A 1511-nucleotide genomic window follows, 5' to 3' on the forward strand; every position below is an offset into this window, starting at 1 on the left:
GCAAAATTTCTTCCGAACCCGAACGGCGTAACCCTCCATTGAGTGAAGCTGCCGTTTGGTCGCTCCCCCTTTGGGGGCGGGGGGGGGGTTACATACCCATGCCGAAACCTCTGCTTCTGGTGATTTGCTTGAGGAGGTCTTTCCCCTCTTCCATAGCTTTTGATATGTTTGGGAAATGATGCCTTAAAGCCTCCAGTTGTTCGGAATTGAACAAGTCTTTCATCTTACCAAGTTCTTTTTTCAATTCCTTGGTTTCGGTCTTTAGTTCTTGGTTCTCCGTTCTTAGTCGGTTACTGGTTGTCCTTGCATTGTCCATTTGCTGTCTATAATACTCCTTGTCGTTCTCGGCTTTGAATACCTTTGTGCCGTTTCGCTCTTTTTCAAGTATAGCCTTTCCCAGTCTATCGGATAGCTGTTCATTTTCCCCCTCTAAAGCCTTTATTTTGGCTTTTAAGGCATCTTTTTCCCTATCGTTAACCGTTTTCCCTATCAAGCCGTAAAACTTCTCTGAAGCCTTAGAAATGAGTTTTTGGACCTTTTTCTTTGTTTCAATGGAACGTAGTTCTTTCTGAAGCTGAAGAAGCTGGTTTTGCACGTCCTTGTGCTTGTCTAACGCACTGGATATATCGTTGGATAGTTCCTGAAGCTGTTCTTTCGCACATTCGGTCTTGTACTGCATAGCCGATAAGTGTTTGCGATCAGAAGAAACACCACGTTCCATGCCCAGTGCTTCAGATGCTATGGTTTGGAGTTCTGCCATGTCATCACGCGATAAACGCACACTCTTCCCGTTCGGCTGCGTCCAATCGAAAACTACATGGGCGTGAAGGTTAGGTGTCCATTGCTTTGCGTTCATGTATCCTTCGTCCTTGTGTATATGGATTTGAAACGCTTCAATACCGAAACGTTCCTTGCAGACCGCAGCGAATTGCTGGAGTTCCTGCATGGTGGTTTCTTGCTTGATTACTATTACCCCCTCCCGTATGGGTGCTGCTTTAGTCTGCATCTTCTGCCCAACCGTATCGAAATATCTCTGTTTCGCACTCTCCAGCCGATGGGAGATGCTATCTCCAACCCAGCTTTCATTCAAATGACTAAGTTCCGGACGAACATAGTCCAACTCTTTTTCCCTAAAGTTGTGAATCTCGCTCCCCGGCTTCACTGCTTGTACATGAATACTTGTTGCTCCCATAAGTTAACATTTTTGTGACAATCGATAACAGCCGGTGACAGCCGGCTGACAGGGGGTTAAGGGGGCTTGTCCCCTTACACACGTACCCTTTAGGGTGCTAGTGTGCTATCACCATACTGCATAGGTGCGAAGTTAGTGAATGTTTTGTAAATGCACAAATAAAGGGGAAAACATTTGGATTTGCGACAATAAAGTACTACCTTTGTTGCTGACCAAACGGTAGCTGACCGATACGGGAGAGTTACCAAAATACAAGCCGCTGGAGGTAATTGACGGACATCCGACATCCCCAGCGGCTTTATTTTTGCCTATCTGATTC

2 protein-coding genes are annotated in these 1511 nt (G+C 45.9%); both read right to left on the minus strand.

Features of this window, described 5'->3' with window-relative positions; genetic code table 11:
• Positions 1–88: 88 nt before the first annotated feature.
• Complete coding sequence (locus tag RF647_RS18960) at positions 89–1192, minus strand: mobilization protein (protein ID WP_368813088.1); 1104 nt, start codon at positions 1190–1192, stop codon at positions 89–91.
• Between the two features lie 132 nt (positions 1193–1324).
• The coding region (locus tag RF647_RS18965) for a hypothetical protein (RefSeq protein ID WP_368813089.1) at positions 1325–1511 on the minus strand (187 nt) is incomplete at its 5' end.

Source organism: Kocuria sp. CPCC 205263 (assembly GCF_040981075.1).
Lineage (GTDB): Bacteria > Actinomycetota > Actinomycetes > Actinomycetales > Micrococcaceae > Kocuria > Kocuria rosea.